The following is a 1,876-nucleotide window of genomic DNA, read 5'->3' as shown; positions in this document are numbered from 1 at the left end:
GAGGGTGTATCAAAATTGAGAAGATTTGATACATCCTCTTTTTCCCTTTGTTGAGTCTTAAAATTTATTAGGCAGCCCTATTTAGAGAGTATCTCTTAAATCTTTGATTCTTCGCATATAGAATTATAGGAATAGCCATAAATTGGTTTTGTTTTGGACAATATCCTCCCTTAATGGCTTTTTTTGCCATTATTGAGCACATTTTCTTTAGATTGAAGGCAATGGCAAAGAAGGCAAGGTCCATTTCAACCTTGTCTATTCCAAAATGACGGAAGCGTTTGTATGCCATGTCGTATTTCATCTGTCCGAAGACGGCTTCCGGCTCTATGCACCGCCGTCCCCGGCGTCTGACCCCTTCTTCTGATGTGAGCCTCTCCCCGGCTTTCCTCCGATATTCGTCCAGCCGGTGATTGACTTCGATAATCCTGTTCCCCTTAGCCTTGAAACAACTTCCACGAAGCGGGCATCCTTCACATCGACGGGCCTTGTATCGTGCGCTTTCAGTGACATATCCGCTTTCCGTCCTTGACCGTGCCGTACCGATACGTTTCATGTGTTGTCCCATCGGGCAGACGTAATAGTCACCTTCGGCATTGTAGTATAAAGATTGCGGACTGAACGGGTTGGGCTCATAGTGCATCCGCTGTTCGCGGTGGAACCAATTGTACTTCACATAGGCGGCAATGCCGGCTTCATCCATGAACCGGTAGTTCTCTTCCGAACCGTAGCCGGAATCGGCAACCGCCTTGCCCGGCAGTTTATGGTAACGTTCGGCAAACGAGTTGAAGAACGGGATCATGGTCAATGTATCCCCGGGGGATTGAAACAGGCCGAAGTCAAGAATGAACTGGTTCTCCGTTCCTATCTGAAGGTTATAACCCGGTTTGGTCTGCCCGTTGTTCATCGCATCCTCCTTCATGCGCATGAACGTGGCGTCGGGGTCGGTTTTTGAACAGGAGTTGCGCTCGCCAAGGATGCGCAGCTTTTCGTCATATCCTTCAAGTTTGCCGGCATGTTCCTTGAGTTGCCTTATCTGTCTCTCTTTTTCTTTCCGGTGACGCTTTTCCTGCTTTGTTGCCGGTTCAGGTTCCTTCCCCAAAGACCGGTTGAGTTCATCGGCAATATCCATGAGGTCTGCCGGTGTGAAATCCTGTCCGTTTTCCTCCCGGACGTTTTCCTGTGCTATGGCTTCATCTATCTGTTCGAGAAGAGCCTTGATCTTCTCCATCAGCCTGGCACGGTTCCTCTCGGTAGTCTTGTGCCATACAAAAGTATATTTGTTGGCCTTCGATTCGATTTTTGTACCGTCAATATATTCCACCTCAAGAGTGATGAATCCTTTTTCCGCCAGTATTATCACCAACTGTGTGAATACATGGTTGATTTCTTCTTTCACACGGTTGCGGAAGCGGTTGATGGTGTTGAAGTCCGGCTGTTCATAACCCGCCAGCCAGATAAAATGGATGTCACGCTTAAGGGCGGACTCTATCTTACGGCAGGAATAAAGGTTGTTCATGTAGCCATAAATCACGGCCTTGAGCATCATCTTCGGATGGTATGGACTGCGGCCGCGCTCTTTATAAAGTTTGCGGAAGTTTTCCAGCTTAAGGTTATCAATTACCGCGTCAACCACGCGCACAGGGTCGTTTCCCGCAATGTCCTTGTCAAGACGATGGGGAAAAAGAATCGTTTGTTTGGGATTGTAATCCCGAAAGTGTATCTTTGCTGACATATATATGATTGTATGTCATAAAGATACAAAATTTTTATGATATGGCAAAGCCTTGGCTTGGGAAAGTCGGGGCTTTGTTTCATTATATGCATTCTTTACCGATGGATATGAAAAGAGGATGTATCGGAATTTTGATACACCCTC

Annotated in this window: 1 protein-coding gene; it reads right to left on the bottom strand. The window is 46.7% G+C overall.

All coding sequences use genetic code 11. From position 1 onward, the window contains the following. Positions 1 to 67: 67 nt before the first annotated feature. Positions 68 to 1,732 (bottom strand): IS1182 family transposase, encoded by a 1,665-nt coding sequence (locus NW212_RS15130; RefSeq protein ID WP_258339443.1) that lies wholly within the window; start codon positions 1,730 to 1,732, stop codon positions 68 to 70. Positions 1,733 to 1,876 lie beyond the last annotated feature (144 nt).

The organism is Bacteroides sp. ET225 (assembly GCF_024733745.1).
Lineage (GTDB): Bacteria > Bacteroidota > Bacteroidia > Bacteroidales > Bacteroidaceae > Phocaeicola > Phocaeicola excrementipullorum.
Note: the sequence above shows the minus strand (reverse complement) of the source record. Positions and strands in the feature narration are given on the sequence as shown.